Annotated in this window: 16 protein-coding genes and 1 rRNA gene; 10 read left to right on the top strand and 7 right to left on the bottom strand. The window is 37.2% G+C overall.

Annotated features, from left to right (window positions below; all coding sequences use genetic code 11):
- The first annotated feature begins 288 nt into the window (after positions 1-288).
- A complete protein-coding gene (gene kapD / locus ACLBWW_RS09735) occupies positions 289-912 on the top strand; it encodes a 3'-5' exonuclease KapD (RefSeq protein WP_000344317.1) in 624 nt (207 codons plus the stop codon).
- 41 nt (positions 913-953) lie between these two features.
- On the opposite strand, the gene ACLBWW_RS09730 is transcribed toward kapD, so the two are convergent.
- Positions 954-1,337 carry a kinase-associated lipoprotein B gene (locus tag ACLBWW_RS09730; protein WP_048542226.1) on the bottom strand — a complete coding sequence of 128 codons (384 nt, stop codon included), beginning with the start codon at positions 1,335-1,337 and terminating at the stop codon, positions 954-956.
- Positions 1,338-1,503: 166 nt separating this feature from the next.
- Here ACLBWW_RS09730 and ACLBWW_RS09725 point away from each other — a divergent pair, with 166 nt between their 5' ends.
- Both ACLBWW_RS09725 and sodC read left to right on the top strand, forming a co-directional pair.
- Positions 1,504-1,680, top strand: coding sequence for a hypothetical protein (locus tag ACLBWW_RS09725; protein ID WP_000982763.1), 177 nt, complete (start codon positions 1,504-1,506; stop codon positions 1,678-1,680).
- Positions 1,681-1,748: 68 nt separating this feature from the next.
- The gene (sodC, locus tag ACLBWW_RS09720; protein ID WP_098048560.1) at positions 1,749-2,288 is read left to right on the top strand and encodes a superoxide dismutase [Cu-Zn]; all 540 of its coding nucleotides are present in this window, start codon (positions 1,749-1,751) and stop codon (positions 2,286-2,288) included.
- Between the two features lie 218 nt (positions 2,289-2,506).
- Here the strand turns inward: sodC and ACLBWW_RS09715 are convergent, their stop codons facing one another.
- Positions 2,507-3,658 carry a MalY/PatB family protein gene (locus ACLBWW_RS09715; protein ID WP_098122188.1) on the bottom strand — a complete coding sequence of 384 codons (1,152 nt, stop codon included), beginning with the start codon at positions 3,656-3,658 and terminating at the stop codon, positions 2,507-2,509.
- Positions 3,659-3,774: 116 nt separating this feature from the next.
- On the opposite strand from ACLBWW_RS09715, the gene ACLBWW_RS09710 reads away from it, so the two are divergent.
- Positions 3,775-4,026 (top strand): YugE family protein, encoded by a 252-nt coding sequence (locus ACLBWW_RS09710; RefSeq protein ID WP_000537642.1) that lies wholly within the window; start codon positions 3,775-3,777, stop codon positions 4,024-4,026.
- A 177-nt stretch (positions 4,027-4,203) separates the two neighbouring features.
- Here ACLBWW_RS09710 and ACLBWW_RS09705 read toward each other — a convergent pair whose 3' ends face one another.
- Both ACLBWW_RS09705 and ACLBWW_RS09700 read right to left on the bottom strand, forming a co-directional pair.
- Positions 4,204-5,043 (bottom strand): alpha/beta fold hydrolase, encoded by an 840-nt coding sequence (locus ACLBWW_RS09705; protein WP_001015207.1) that lies wholly within the window; start codon positions 5,041-5,043, stop codon positions 4,204-4,206.
- A gap of 109 nt (positions 5,044-5,152) precedes the next feature.
- Positions 5,153-6,145 (bottom strand): 2-hydroxyacid dehydrogenase, encoded by a 993-nt coding sequence (locus ACLBWW_RS09700; protein WP_048542220.1) that lies wholly within the window; start codon positions 6,143-6,145, stop codon positions 5,153-5,155.
- 266 nt (positions 6,146-6,411) lie between these two features.
- Between ACLBWW_RS09700 and ACLBWW_RS09695 the strand changes: the two genes are divergently transcribed.
- The 3 genes from ACLBWW_RS09695 (at position 6,412) to yugI (ending at position 8,692) form a co-directional block, all read left to right on the top strand.
- A complete protein-coding gene (locus tag ACLBWW_RS09695; RefSeq protein ID WP_000255701.1) occupies positions 6,412-6,909 on the top strand; it encodes an Lrp/AsnC family transcriptional regulator in 498 nt (165 codons plus the stop codon).
- Complete coding sequence (locus ACLBWW_RS09690; RefSeq protein WP_048542218.1) at positions 6,906-8,096, top strand: aminotransferase; 1,191 nt, start codon at positions 6,906-6,908, stop codon at positions 8,094-8,096. The genes ACLBWW_RS09695 and ACLBWW_RS09690 overlap by 4 nt, the downstream gene beginning before the upstream one ends.
- Positions 8,097-8,347: 251 nt before the next feature.
- Entirely contained in the window at positions 8,348-8,692 is a 345-nt protein-coding gene (gene yugI / locus ACLBWW_RS09685; RefSeq protein WP_000003769.1) for a S1 domain-containing post-transcriptional regulator GSP13, read from the top strand.
- Between the two features lie 112 nt (positions 8,693-8,804).
- Here the strand turns inward: yugI and ACLBWW_RS09680 are convergent, their stop codons facing one another.
- Complete coding sequence (locus ACLBWW_RS09680) at positions 8,805-9,038, bottom strand: DUF378 domain-containing protein (RefSeq protein WP_048542215.1); 234 nt, start codon at positions 9,036-9,038, stop codon at positions 8,805-8,807.
- 274 nt (positions 9,039-9,312) lie between these two features.
- Between ACLBWW_RS09680 and ACLBWW_RS09675 the strand changes: the two genes are divergently transcribed.
- A complete protein-coding gene (locus ACLBWW_RS09675) occupies positions 9,313-10,665 on the top strand; it encodes a glucose-6-phosphate isomerase (RefSeq protein ID WP_048542213.1) in 1,353 nt (450 codons plus the stop codon).
- A gap of 107 nt (positions 10,666-10,772) precedes the next feature.
- The gene (locus ACLBWW_RS09670; protein WP_000612330.1) at positions 10,773-11,186 is read left to right on the top strand and encodes a YugN-like family protein; all 414 of its coding nucleotides are present in this window, start codon (positions 10,773-10,775) and stop codon (positions 11,184-11,186) included.
- On the opposite strand, the gene ACLBWW_RS09665 is transcribed toward ACLBWW_RS09670, so the two are convergent.
- Both ACLBWW_RS09665 and ACLBWW_RS09660 read right to left on the bottom strand, forming a co-directional pair.
- Positions 11,173-12,168, bottom strand: a complete 996-nt coding sequence (locus ACLBWW_RS09665; protein WP_048542212.1) for a potassium channel family protein — start codon at positions 12,166-12,168, stop codon at positions 11,173-11,175. The two genes, ACLBWW_RS09670 and ACLBWW_RS09665, sit on opposite strands and share 14 nt — an antisense overlap.
- Positions 12,169-12,262: 94 nt before the next feature.
- Positions 12,263-12,943: an MgtC/SapB family protein gene (locus tag ACLBWW_RS09660; RefSeq protein WP_000384160.1), complete on the bottom strand. Its 681-nt coding sequence runs from the start codon at positions 12,941-12,943 to the stop codon at positions 12,263-12,265.
- Between the two features lie 404 nt (positions 12,944-13,347).
- On the opposite strand from ACLBWW_RS09660, the gene ACLBWW_RS09655 reads away from it, so the two are divergent.
- Positions 13,348-13,628 (top strand): 16S ribosomal RNA (locus ACLBWW_RS09655); the annotation flags it as partial.

Below are 13,628 nucleotides of genomic sequence, written 5' to 3'. Positions count from 1 at the left end.
CTCTCATCTCCTTTCATTCACTTTTCTTAGTGTGTCAAAAAATTAACTAGATGAAACACACATAACGTCATTATAAAGTAGAAAAAAGGGGGATGTAAATGAAAGGGCTTATTTTGTCATATTTTCTGCATCGGTCATTTTTTCTTATTTTTAAAAATATTTGTGGGCATTTGACATATATATAAGATACATCCAATCTGAATATTTAAAATGGAATTAGCATTCGAGCTTGTTCGTGTAGGAGTGTCAAATAGAAAGGAATGACAAAGATGATAAGGAAGGGATCGTATGGATGAACAACAATTTTTATTTTTGGATTTTGAGTTTACGATGCCCCAGCACAGAAAAAAACCAAAAGGATTTTTCCCGGAAATCATTGAGGTAGGACTCGTTTCGGTTGTTGGCTGTAAGGTAGAAGACACGTATTCAGCTCATGTTAGGCCGAAAACTTTTCCTTCTTTAACGGATCGATGTAAGAAATTTTTAGGAATTAAACAAGAAGTCGTAGATAAAGGAATTTCGTTTCCAGAACTCGTTGAAAAACTTGCAGAATATGAAAGGAGATGTAAACCAACCATTGTTACGTGGGGAAATATGGATATGAAAGTGTTGAAGCATAATTGTGAAATGGCAAGAGTAGACTTTCCGTTCTTAGGACAGTGTCGTGATTTATCACTTGAGTATAAGAAGTTTTTTGGGGAGAGAAATCAAACAGGATTGTGGAAAGCAATTGAGGCATATGGAAAAGCAGGGACGGGTAAGCATCATTGTGCGCTAGATGATGCGATGACGACGTATAATATTTTTAAATTAGTAGAAAAAGATAAAGAGTATTTAGTGAAACCAGCACCTCCAACATTGGGAGAACTCGTTGATTTTTCAAAAGTGTTAAAGAAAGTGAGTACACAGTAACGACCAAATTGCACAGTATGTAATTTGGTCGTTTTGTTTTTTTAAAGTTTGTAGTCTTTTTTTAACTGCTCTAATGTTTCTAGACTGCGAACGGCAAAAGGTAAATCATCTTCAGAAAATGAATTCATTTGAGTTTCCAATGCTAATTTGAGTGACTCTGTATACTCTGGAATTTCTCCTTCATATTTCTTCACCATTTGCTCCGGAATGTTCGTCTGTTCACGGAAAGCTAAAGCGCGTCTTTCATGGAAAAATGGTACGTCAGCTTGTTTTACGTTATGTAAGTCACCTTGCACCGGATGTTTTAAAACAGCTAACACTTTTACGACGTAACTGCCAGGACGGCTATTTGTAACTTCGCCGATGTATTTGCCAGTTTTATAAATACCAGTAACGATTTCACCAATTTCAAATGTTTCTCTCATATTTTTCACCTCAAGTTTATAGTAAGGAAAGTGTGCGAAGGAGTCAAAGAAATCATTCGCTTTTGGAACGCCCCCTTGAGAATATGAACTGGTTCAACTATAATTTAAAGTTATATAACAGAAAATTCTGATGTTTTTTTGAATCCAATAATAAGGAGTGTTCCGTATGATGCCTTTATATTTTCCGGAAGATAAAACAGAATATATTATTCCAGGGATTGTTTGCGTTCTATTTATCATTGGTGCCGTTGCTACGTGGCGTATGTTCATTCGTGTATCAAAACGCGAAGCGGAGCGATTACAGAAAGTTGAAGAAAAACTTTTAGCGGAAAAGAAACAGTAACTCATTTTTGTATGTTTCCCTCTATGCTCGGACAATCTAAGGGCAGAATATATTTTGGAGGGAATAGAATGAAAAAACGGCTTTTTTTCAGTTGTTGTTTATTATTTCTGATGGCAGGTTGTGACCAAGGAAAGCCGAAAGAAATTGACGTGAAATTACATAATGCTTCAGGCGATGAAGTGGGGACTGCGAAAGTAAAGCAACAAACAAGCGGAGTGAAAATTACGATTAAAGGGGAAGGTTTCACACCAGGCCCGCACGGCATACATGTACACGAAATTGGTGAGTGTAAAGCACCACGTTTTGAATCATCTGGCAATCATTTTAATCCTGATAATAAAAAACATGGACTTCTTAATCCGAAGGGTGCAGAAAACGGTGATTTACCGAACGTAATTGCAGACGGTTCTGGAAAGATCAAGGCAGAAATCGATGCGCCGCACATAACGCTTGAAGAAGGAAAAACAACGATTCATAGAAAAGATGGAGCGTCTATTATTATTACAGAAAACGCTGATGATGGTATGACACAACCAACAGGTAAATCAGGTGATCGAATTGCTTGTGGTGTCATTGTAAAAAAAGCATCGGATATGAAGAAAAAGTAAAAGCTACCGTGCATGGTAGCTTTTTTTGTGAAACGTATTTGAAAAGATATCAGCGATTATTGGAATATATCGACTGTAACTCAAATTATATCGGCGATTATTGGAATATATCGACCGTAACTTGAAATATATCAGCGATTATTGAAATATATCGACTTACCGACAAAATATGACAAAGGAGTCTGCCCAAGAATGATTAGGGGCAGACTCCTTTCTTATTATGAAAACGTATGACGCAGTCTGTTTAAAATTTCTTCTAAAACAGATCGTGGACAGCCGATGTTAATTCGAATATGTTCTTCGCCACCTAACCCGTATTTCTCACCAGGTTCAACGATGATTTTTCCTTTTTCCTCAAGTAGTGCGGTACGCTCGTTTTGAGAAAGCTTTAGACGAGAACAATCAATCCATAATAAAAAGCTACCTTCTGGCTTCGTTACGGAAAGAGCAGGTATGTGAGTTTTAATATATTCACAAGCAAATTGAGCATTATCTTCTATATATAATCGAATTTCATGTAGCCAATCGTTGCATTCTGTATAGGCACTTTGCATCGCTGTATAGGCAAATGTATTTAATCCATGGAAACCTTGTCTATATTGGATAGATATAAAGGTTTGACGGAGTTTTTCGTTTGGAATGATAATAATCGATGCCTGTAATCCAGCGATATTAAATGTTTTACTCGGAGCCATACAAGTAATCGTGCGCGCTGCTAATTCTTCAGATAAGGAAGCGAACGGTGTATGAGTACGATCTCCGTAAATAATATCGGCATGAATTTCATCCGCAACAACGATTACATTATATTTTGTACATAACGTGCCAAGTTGTGTAAGTTCCTCTTTTGACCAAACACGCCCGATTGGATTGTGAGGACTACAAAGAAGCATGAGTTTGACGCCTTGTTGAAATTGCTTTTCTAAATGATCGAAGTCTATCGTATATGTATCATTTTGTTTCTGTAAAGGACTCACGCATAATCGTCTGTTGTTTGTTGTGACCATTTCGAAAAATGGGGGATAAATAGGTGGTTGTACGAGAACGGATTCGTTTTCCTTTGTGAAGGCCTGTATGCTCGCACTAAGAGCTGGAACGATTCCCGCGCTAAAGACAATCCAATCTTTTTGAATATCCCAGTTGTACTGTTTTTTTGTCCAGTTACAAATAATATCTCCAATATTTTCGGGAGGAAGTGTATAGCCGAAAATAGGATGCTCGATACGTTTCTTTAAAGCAGTCTGAATTGGTTGTGGTACTTCAAAATCCATATCAGCAATCCAAGCATGGAGAAGTTCTTCGTTTTTATACGTATCCCATTTCGTACTATGAGTTCCACGTCGATTGACTGTTTTATGAAATAGTTGCATAAGTTTGCCCCCTTCTTCTGTAAACCGTTAAGTTATGAAAGTTCTCTCTCTTCTTATAGAATAGCTGATGTGATAGGATAAAGAAAAGCATTAAAAAGTGAAAAGGCGGGAAGCGAATGGGTACATATGAAAAGATGATAGAGGTTGTGAAGAATTGGGATCCGTTTCAAATGGGACCGGAGTTTTATGAAACAGAAGCGAGCGATGTTGTGAACGTCGTAAGTGTGTTCGACGATCCAAAATACATCGCAAAAAAGATTCAACATATATACTTTATGTCTTTTGAGGAAGTACCTGCGCTTGAAAAATGTGAGAAGTTAGCTGTGGAATTACTTGTAATAAAAGAAGGCGGAAGTTGTTCATTGTAGGCTGTCGGAATTTCCGACAGCCTTTTGCCCCGCATTAACGGGCAGTAAAACTCCCACCTCAAAATTCGGGTAGAGCAAAGAAGTTAGGGGGAGATCCACTGCCCGTAAATGCCCGATTGGTTCAACTAATAATCAGTGGAGGATGAAGCCCCCCACTGATTAAAGTTTCACTTTATATTATTGTGCAGAAAAAGCGATAATTTCTTCATAAACAAGTTCAGGCTTTTCTTCAGGTAGTAAATGTCCTGTGTTTTCGTAAGAAATAAATTTCGAATTTGGTAAATCTTTGTGTAGCCGATGACCTACATGTACAGGGACGACACGATCTTTTTCACCCCAAATGAGTAGTGTAGGTGTTTCGATTTTTTGTAATTCAGTTGAAGATAAATCACCTTCACGGTCTCTTATCATACGAGTTAAAGCAGGGAATATACGGTTGTCATAAAAAGGAGCGGAGTAACCTTCCTTCATTTCATCGTCAATTAATGAGTGATCATGAACGACATTCATTAAGTTATGAACAATCCCGCGCCGTATAATCCAGTTCTTTACGTATAAATGAAAGAACGGTAAATAAGAAGAGTACAGTAAAGGTAAGGTTGCGCGTGCTAAATAGCTAGAGCTGCATAGTAAAATTGTCTTTGAGATTAATTCAGGGCGTATACGGTTTACATAGAGAGAAATTTGTCCACCCATAGAATGCCCAACTAACACAATATTTGAGAGAGATAAATGTTCAATTAAATCAATAATAACCGTTGCTAAATTATGATAAGAATACTTAAAGAGATGAGACTTATCACTTTTTCCGAACGGTGGCAAATCAAGAGCTAGTACTGTTCCTGCTTTCGATAATAAAGGAATGAGGCGGCGGTAACTGAATGAGGAAGATAAAAAGCCGTGAACGAGTACGAAAGTAGGACGTTCCGTTTTGTTGTCATGTTCATACAATTCGTAATGAATAGTAGTGCCGCGAGTGGAAAAAGTGAAATAAGGACAAGTATATTCGTGATTCATTTTTTGTCACTCCATTGATTTTTGTTCATATCATCTCCAAGGCAGAAAAAAATATGTTAACAAAAAAAGGCAAGATGACGATGTCATCTTGCCTTTTGCTTATTCATCATTATCCACGAACAATATTAGGCGGTGTTTTTCCTTGTAACACTGCAACTAAATTTTCAGCGGCTGTCATAGCCATTTGCTGCCTAGTTTTTAATGTTGCAGATCCGATGTGTGGTAAAGTCACAACATTTTGTAATGATAAGAGCGGATTATCTTTTTGAATCGGCTCTTGTGTAAAAGTATCAATGCCTGCTGCAAAGATTTTCTTTTCTGTTAACGCATGTATTAACGCTTCTTCATCTACTGTTTTTCCGCGAGAGGCATTAATGAAGATTGCTGTTTCTTTCATTAATGAAAATTCCTTTTCTCCGATAAGATGATACGTTTCATCTGTTAATGGAGTAAGAAGAACAATAAAATCAGATTGTTTGAGTAACGTCTGTAAATCACAATATGTAGCATCGAATTTTTGTTCAGCTTCTTCTTTACGGCGACGGTTATAATACAGAACATTCATATCAAATCCGAATTTCGCTCGTTTTGCAACGGCTTCTCCAATTCGTCCCATTCCGATAATACCGATTGTACTATGGTGTACATCCAGCCCGAAGTGCTCTTTTCCGATTTCGGCGTTCCATTCACCATTTTTCACGTAGGAGTCGAGTTCGCAGACGCGGCGACCAGCAGATAACATAAGAGCGAAAACAAGGTCCGCTACTGTATCATCTAATACATATGGTGTATTCGTTCCAATGACATTGCGCTTTTCCATCGCTTGTAAATCAAAATTATCGTAACCGACAGAAATGTTGCTCACTACTTTTAAGTTAGGAGCTACATTTAATAATTCTTCATTAATAGCAGATCCGAAATTTAATAAGCCATCTTTATTTTGTATTTTCTCCAATAGGACATCACGAGGTACCTTCTCATTTTTCTCCCATTTTTCATAATCACAGTGTTCTGATAAATAGTTTTCTACAAATGTTGGAACTGGTTCAGCAATATAAACTTTTGGTTTCACGGTTCCATCCCCTTTCGCTTTATCACGCATTTTCCCGCTGATTAAAGTTTCACTTTACCCCGTTTTAACGAGCAGTAAGACTCCCACCTAAAAAGACGGTTGAGGCAAAGAAGTGAGGTGGGAGATCAACTGCTCGTAAAAGCCCGATTGGTGTGGGCTAATAATCCATGGGGTGAACCTTTCCATGAATTAAAGTTTCACTTTATTTTGACATAATTCACTAAAAAAATCTTCTTTTCAAACTGGAAAGGGTATTTGTATAATTTAGACACAACTGAAAAGGAAGGATGATTTATATGGTGACAGAAAAAGAATTAGAATTATTAGCTTGTCTTGAAAAAAGTAGTCGATTATCTGTAGATACATTAGCGAAGCTGTTAAATATAGAAGTAGAAGAAGTAAAGAAGATGGTTGAAAAATTAGAAGCGGAAAAGATTATTGTGGATTATGTAACACATATCGATTGGACGAAGGTAAAAGAACATACAGGTTTAACGGCGATGATCGATGTGAAAGTTACGCCAAAGCGCGGCGTTGGGTTCGATGCGGTTGCTGAACAAATTTATCGTTATTCAGAAGTGAAATCTGTGTATTTAATGTCAGGGACATACGATCTTTCTATTACATTAGAAGGAAAGACAATGGGAGAAGTAGCGATGTTTGTTTCTGAGAAATTAGCAACAATTGAATCTGTCGTTTCTACAACAACGCATTTCATTTTGAAAAAGTATAAACATGAGGGAATTATTTACGAAAAAAACGATGATGATAAGCGCATTGTGGTGACACCATGAAGCAATTTGAACTATCTAGAACGGCAGAATCTTTACAACCATCTGGTATTCGAAAGTTTTTCGATTTAGCAGCAAATATGAAAGGTGTTATTTCTCTTGGAGTAGGAGAGCCTGACTTTGTTACACCTTGGAATGTAAGGCAAGCATGCATCCGTTCTTTAGAACAAGGATATACGTCATATACAGCAAATGCAGGATTATTGGAACTGCGCCAAGAAATAGCAAAGTATCTAAAAAAACAATTTGCAGTATTTTATGATCCGAACGATGAAATCATTGTTACAGTTGGAGCGAGTCAGGCGTTAGATGTAGCGATGCGCGCCATTATAAATCCTGATGATGAAGTACTCATTATTGAACCAAGTTTCGTTTCTTATGCACCGCTTGTGACATTAGCTGGAGGAGTTCCGGTTCCTGTGGCAACGACTTTAGAAAACGAGTTTAAAGTACAACCAGAACAAATTGAAGCAGCTATTACAGCGAAAACAAAGGCAATTTTGCTTTGTTCACCAAATAACCCAACAGGTGCAATGTTAAATAAATCCGAGCTTGAAGAAATAGCAGTGATTGTTGAGAAGTACAATTTAATCGTATTATCTGATGAAATTTATGCAGAGCTTGTATACGACGAAGTATATACAAGTTTCGCGAGTATTAAAAATATGCGCGAGCATACAATTTTAATTTCGGGATTTTCAAAAGGGTTTGCGATGACAGGATGGCGCCTCGGTATGATTGCAGCTCCTGTTCAATTTTCGGAATTAATGCTTAAAATTCATCAATATTCCATGATGTGTGCACCGACAATGTCTCAGTTCGCAGCACTCGAAGCGTTACGCGCGGGGAATGATGAAGTAATTCGGATGAGAGATAGTTATAAGAAACGCCGTAATTTTATGACGACATCGTTTAATGAAATGGGTTTAACGTGTCATGTGCCGGGCGGAGCATTTTATGTCTTTCCTTCTATTTCTTCAACTGGACTATCTTCGGCAGAATTTGCAGAACAGTTATTATTAGAAGAAAAGGTGGCTGTTGTACCTGGAAGTGTATTTGGCGAAAGTGGTGAAGGATTTATTCGTTGCTCGTATGCAACATCGCTTGAACAACTTATGGAAGCAATGAAGAGAATGGAACGGTTTATAGAAAATAAAAAAAGGACAAAACATAATACGTTTTGTCCATAAAAGGGGGGGAATACTAGAAAGCCATGTGTTAGTATTCTATCCCAATATTAGAAAATTATACGTACTCTAGGAAATTTTTCGTTAATTTTGAATGAGTTCTGTCATAGTGGTATAATTTACTAATATAAGGTATGCATATCCTGAGTAGCTTTACTTAGGGTACGTACTAACTAATCGGATATTTAACAATAAATCATCTGCTTTACTATCTACAATTGTAGAGAAAATGGTAACGTATGGGAGTGTTTCATATGTCAGAACAATATACAACTGGAGTGGTTGTAACAGGGAAAGTGACTGGGATTCAAGATTACGGAGCATTTGTAGCGTTAGATGCAGAAACACAAGGGCTTGTGCATATATCTGAAATTACAAATGGATATGTAAAGGATATTCATGACTTTTTAAAAGTCGGCGATACAGTAGAAGTAAAAGTACTTTCAATTGATGAAGAACACAGAAAAATGAGTTTATCGTTAAAAGCGGCGAGAAGAAAACAAGGGCGGATCCTTATACCGAATCCATCTGAGAACGGATTTAATACGCTGCGAGAAAAGCTAACCGAATGGATTGAAGAGTCCGAGTTAACAAAGTAAAAGAGGAGCGCATATGAGCGTTCCTCTTTTACTTTGTCTTATGATATATATTTGCAAATATGATTGCATGCAATCATATTCGTATGTCGGAGGTGAAATAAAGACATACTGACTAGTGGATTTCGTTCGTTTCTGGGTGAGTGCCAAGATTTTCTGATGGTTTAAAGAGTAAACCAAGATTGATTAGCCCAGAAATACCGACGATGCCGTAAATAATACGGGAAAGAGCTGAATTTTGTCCACCGAAAATGGCTGCCACTAAGTCAAACTGGAAGAACCCGATTAGTCCCCAGTTCACAGCGCCAATTACAGTAAAGACTAATGCGATACGTTGCAGAGTACTCATGAAAAAGCCCCCCTTAATTGTGAAGCGTGAACAAGCGATGAGTTAATTAACTCCTTTATAGAATGGCGTAGTTATGTTGTTTTTATACATAAAAAATATAAGAAAAAGGATGTATATACATCTATACCGAAAAATGCGAATTTTTATGCAAAAAATGAACTTTTTCTAAAAAATATATATTGGTTACGTTTACAATGGTTGAATCGCTTGATTTACAACTTCAGTTTCGCTAAAGTGAATACAGAAATACATATACATTATTGGAGGGAAAAAGATGAGTACACATGTAACGTTCGACTATTCTAAAGCGTTATCCTTCATCGGTGAACATGAAATCACTTATTTACGTGATGCAGTGAAAGTAACACATCATGCAATCCACGAAAAAACTGGAGCTGGGAACGATTTCCTTGGGTGGGTAGACCTTCCGCTTCAATATGACAAAGAAGAATTTGCTCGCATTCAAAAATGCGCAGAAAAAATTAAAAATGACTCTGACATTTTACTTGTTGTAGGGATCGGTGGTTCTTACCTAGGAGCACGTGCAGCAATCGAAATGTTAAACCATTCTTTCTACAACACGCTATCTAAAGAACAACGTAAAACTCCACAAGTGCTATTTGTTGGACAAAACATTAGCTCCACTTACATGAAAGATTTAATGGACGTATTAGAAGGTAAAGACTTCTCTATTAACGTTATTTCCAAATCAGGTACAACAACAGAGCCGGCACTAGCATTCCGTATTTTCCGTAAGTTATTAGAAGAAAAGTATGGAAAAGCAGAAGCTCGCAAACGTATTTATGCAACGACGGATAAAGCACGTGGTGCATTAAAAACATTAGCTGATAACGAAGGCTACGAAACATTCGTTATTCCAGATGATGTTGGAGGACGTTTCTCTGTATTAACGCCAGTTGGTTTATTACCAATCGCAGTAAGTGGCTTAAATATTGAAGAGATGATGAAAGGTGCAGCTGCTGGTCATGATGACTTTGGTGCATCAGAACTAGAAGAAAACCCAGCTTACCAATACGCAGTAGTTCGTAACGCTTTATACAATAAAGGAAAAACAATTGAAATGCTTGTTAACTATGAGCCGGCACTTCAATACTTCTCTGAATGGTGGAAACAGTTATTTGGTGAAAGTGAAGGGAAAGATCAAAAAGGTATTTTCCCATCTTCAGCAAACTTCTCAACTGACTTACACTCATTAGGTCAATACGTTCAAGAAGGTCGTCGTGACTTATTCGAAACAGTTCTGAAAGTAGGTAAATCTACACATGAACTAACAATTGAATCAGAAGAAAACGATTTAGATGGATTAAACTACCTTGCTGGTGAAACTGTAGACTTCGTAAACACGAAAGCATACGAAGGTACATTACTTGCACATAGCGATGGTGGCGTACCAAACTTAATCGTAAATATCCCTGAATTAAATGAGTACACATTCGGTTACCTTGTATACTTCTTCGAAAAAGCATGTGCGATGAGCGGCTACTTATTAGGCGTAAATCCATTCGACCAACCAGGAGTAGAAGCATACAAGAAAAACATGTTTGCTTTACTTGGTAAACCAGGATTTGAAAAGTTAAAAGCAGAATTAGAAGAGCGTTTAAAATAATAAAAAGCGACCGGATTCCGGTCGCTTTTTATTATTTTATCGAAAAGTCCATCGGTATATTAAAACTAGAGTGGGTATGCTAAAGAAAAAGTCTAGGAGGGATGGGCTTGATTCCGATTCAATCAAATTTAGAAGGACGTACATATGCGTTATATAAGTTAGAAGAGATAATGAAGCCACTTGGGTATAACATTGGTGGCAATTGGGATTACGATAAAGGATGCTTTGATTACAAAATCGATGAAGAAGATGGATATCAATTTCTGCGAGTGCCGTTTACAGCAGTGAATGGCGAATTAGATGTGCCTGGTGTAATAGTCCGTCTTGGAACGCCGTATATTCTTTCGCACGTATATCAAGACGAACTAGATGATCACGTAAATACTTTAACGGCTGGAACGAGTGGAATGGATCAATTTGCTGAGCCGAAAGATCCAGACGGAGATGTGAAAAGAAAATATATCAATATTGGGAAAGTGCTCATGCAGGAACTAGAAAAACATTTTCTTAATGGTGAATAACAATGAGTATGTCGCTTTCAATGAGGACAAAGGAATGGACTGGATTAATCATATATTGTTCGTCGCGTTTTATACCTAGTAAGAGAATATTTTGCTTTAAAAGAGTATAGCTACAATTTGCAAAAGTTTGTCCAGTGCAGGAAGGATAAAGCTCCATCAGTTGTAATTTGTTATCAGAGATTTCATCGTAAAGTGAGAATAGTACACCTGAAATGGAAGGGAATAAAAGAGAAGCGGTAAATACGTAGCTCGTTAATTTATTTCCTTCTATAATTTCTGATACACCAGCTCTAGTTGCATTTTGTATTTGTTCAGAAGTAAGAAGTTCAGCGATGCAGTGAATGTTTGGATTGAGACCTTTTGCAGTTAAAATATTTAAAATGGACTGTGTATCTGCTAAGCTTTCATTTTTTTCTTTATCAGCTGTTATTAATATAGTGTGTGCCGTTGTAATATTAGCTTTTAATAAAGTTTGATCGTGATGGGGGCACCCCTTTATAAATTCTAAATGATGAAATGGTTTTGGAAGTAAAGAAAGTGTTTCATCAATTAAAACGATATCAAGGTTCGGTTGTAAGATGTGCATTTGTTTGACAACATGCTTTGCCCGTTCGTTCCAGCCGACAATAATCATATGTCCGTTAGAAGTTGCAGCTTCCTCTCCTTTAATCTTCATATATTGTTTACTAATCATTTCAGTAGCGAACAAAACCATATAATAAGAACAAAATCCGGTACCTAATAAAATAATACCCATACCGACTAGCTTACCCATTGTTGTATGCGGGGCAAAGTCACCATAGCCAACGGTGAAAATGGTAACGATTGACCACCAAACTCCATCAAACCATGTGGTGAAGTGCGATGGCTCTAATCTATGTATAAGGAAGCCAGAAAAAGCAGTAAGTACAACAATAAAGCAAACTAAACGAAAAATAATGGAATCACGAAATGTATCTACTAAATTTGGACGGGATTTCAAACTCTTATTCCTCCTTACTTTGCAGGGCTACATTCATTGTTACCATTATAGAAAAAAGAAAAACTCTCTAATTTAAAAGAGAGTTTGTTTTACATTACATACTTTCTAATTCAGTTTGTTGGACACTTTCAAGATGCTGGAGGGCGTAGTAAACATCAGCAGTATGCCTTTTTTGATCGATGGATAATTTCAAATGTAAATAGTGAGAGCCATTCTCCAATGTTTTGAGCTTCATATTCTTAACTTTTATATCCATTTCTTTTATTTCTTCAATTACAATTGGGATATTGTCCATATTTCGCACAACAAGTTTTACTGCGATATCACGTTGACGAAATGATCTCGGTCCTACAAATTTCATTGCTAATGGTATAAGTTCAACGCTAATCATAAGGAAACACATTCCGAAAATCGCTTCGATATAGAATCCAGCCCCAACAGCAATACCGATACCAGAAGCACCCCAAATCATAGCAGCAGTCGTTAGTCCTGCAATGCTATCGTTTCCTCTTCGTAAAATAACACCGGCACCTAAAAAACCGATTCCTGATACAATTTGAGCGGCAAGTCGAAGTGGATCCATATTCATATGATCGGTATGTGGTAAATTGTAAGCCGCTTTAATAGAAACAATCGTCAGGAGGCAACTAATGATAGAAATAACTAAACAAGTTTTTAAACCAAGTGGTTTTCGTTTTAATTCGCGCTCTAAACCGATAGCGAACCCTAAAATAGCCGAGAGACCTAGTTTGATTAATAAATCGGCATAGTCCATATATATTCCTCCTTGTATGATATGGTATATAAATAAAACATTTATTATAGAAAGAAACGCTTTTGATAGAGTTACTTTATATAGAATATATGTAGGAATTATTTATACATGAAAGAGATATTTCGTTTAAGTATATGATATTAACAAAGAAATTAGGGTGATCTAAAAAAAAGTTTATAAAAGGTGTTGCATTTCGAATTTCACCATGATATATTAATAACCGTCGCTGATGCGGAAACGCAGAAAACGACAAAAAAGAAATTGAAAAACTTAGTTGACATCGAAAAACGAAGATGTTAACATAAGGAAGTCGCAAATGAGCGGCCAAGTAGTTCTTTGAAAACTGAACGAAACAAACAACGTGAAACGTCAATTTTTATTTTTAGATGCTAGACAAACTAACTTTATTGGAGAGTTTGATCCTGGCTCAGGATGAACGCTGGCGGCGTGCCTAATACATGCAAGTCGAGCGAATGGATTAAGAGCTTGCTCTTATGAAGTTAGCGGCGGACGGGTGAGTAACACGTGGGTAACCTGCCCATAAGACTGGGATAACTCCGGGAAACCGGGGCTAATACCGGATAACATTTTGAACTGCATGGTTCGAAATTGAAAGGCGGCTTCGGCTGTCACTTATGGATGGACCCGCGTCGCATTAGCTAGTTGGTGAGGTAACGGCTCACCA

It is taken from the genome of Bacillus sp. M5A3_1b (assembly GCF_053345335.1).
Note: the sequence above shows the minus strand (reverse complement) of the source record. Positions and strands in the feature narration are given on the sequence as shown.

What these genes read in the sequence shown, in the direction of transcription:
- ACLBWW_RS09660 (WP_000384160.1), bottom strand. Translation starts at nt 12,943, where the DNA reads ATGGACTATGCCGATTTATTAATCAAACTAGGTCTCTCGGCTATTTTA.
- ACLBWW_RS09710 (WP_000537642.1), top strand. Translation starts at nt 3,775, where the DNA reads ATGGGTACATATGAAAAGATGATAGAGGTTGTGAAGAATTGGGATCCG.
- ACLBWW_RS09695 (WP_000255701.1), top strand. Translation starts at nt 6,412, where the DNA reads ATGGTGACAGAAAAAGAATTAGAATTATTAGCTTGTCTTGAAAAAAGT.
- ACLBWW_RS09705 (WP_001015207.1), bottom strand. Translation starts at nt 5,043, where the DNA reads ATGAATCACGAATATACTTGTCCTTATTTCACTTTTTCCACTCGCGGC.
- ACLBWW_RS09725 (WP_000982763.1), top strand. Translation starts at nt 1,504, where the DNA reads ATGATGCCTTTATATTTTCCGGAAGATAAAACAGAATATATTATTCCA.
- yugI (WP_000003769.1), top strand. Translation starts at nt 8,348, where the DNA reads ATGTCAGAACAATATACAACTGGAGTGGTTGTAACAGGGAAAGTGACT.
- kapD (WP_000344317.1), top strand. Translation starts at nt 289, where the DNA reads ATGGATGAACAACAATTTTTATTTTTGGATTTTGAGTTTACGATGCCC.
- ACLBWW_RS09730 (WP_048542226.1), bottom strand. Translation starts at nt 1,337, where the DNA reads ATGAGAGAAACATTTGAAATTGGTGAAATCGTTACTGGTATTTATAAA.
- ACLBWW_RS09675 (WP_048542213.1), top strand. Translation starts at nt 9,313, where the DNA reads ATGAGTACACATGTAACGTTCGACTATTCTAAAGCGTTATCCTTCATC.
- ACLBWW_RS09715 (WP_098122188.1), bottom strand. Translation starts at nt 3,658, where the DNA reads ATGCAACTATTTCATAAAACAGTCAATCGACGTGGAACTCATAGTACG.
- sodC (WP_098048560.1), top strand. Translation starts at nt 1,749, where the DNA reads ATGAAAAAACGGCTTTTTTTCAGTTGTTGTTTATTATTTCTGATGGCA.
- ACLBWW_RS09700 (WP_048542220.1), bottom strand. Translation starts at nt 6,145, where the DNA reads ATGCGTGATAAAGCGAAAGGGGATGGAACCGTGAAACCAAAAGTTTAT.
- ACLBWW_RS09690 (WP_048542218.1), top strand. Translation starts at nt 6,906, where the DNA reads ATGAAGCAATTTGAACTATCTAGAACGGCAGAATCTTTACAACCATCT.
- ACLBWW_RS09680 (WP_048542215.1), bottom strand. Translation starts at nt 9,038, where the DNA reads ATGAGTACTCTGCAACGTATCGCATTAGTCTTTACTGTAATTGGCGCT.